Raw genomic sequence first — 273 nt, forward strand, 5'->3', positions numbered from 1 at the left:
GCTTTAATAGAAGCATCTTGGAAGCCAGTCATTTTAACACCGTATCCTGGATTAAAAATGACTGCCATTAGGACGCCCCATAAAGCGGCAGCTAAGGAGGAAATCCCGAAAACAGCGATTGTTCTACCCCCAAGGCTCGTTAATTCTTTTGGATTAATACTGCCAACTGCTTGGACAATTTGCCCTAAGATCAAGATAGGAATAGCCATTTGCATCAGTCGCAAAAAGACATCTCCAACTATTTTCAAGTAATTGCCGCTAGCAGGAATCAAG

General features: G+C 42.5%; 1 protein-coding gene. It reads right to left on the reverse strand.

The features are described 5' to 3' along the window. Nucleotides 1-215: cation:dicarboxylate symporter family transporter (locus ACS2QP_RS27710; protein ID WP_438883056.1), on the reverse strand; the 215-nt coding region annotated here is incomplete at its 3' end. Nucleotides 216-273: the final 58 nt, after the last annotated feature.

Source organism: Bacillus cereus group sp. Bce019 (genome assembly GCF_051781745.1).
Lineage (GTDB): Bacteria > Bacillota > Bacilli > Bacillales > Bacillaceae_G > Bacillus_A > Bacillus_A cereus.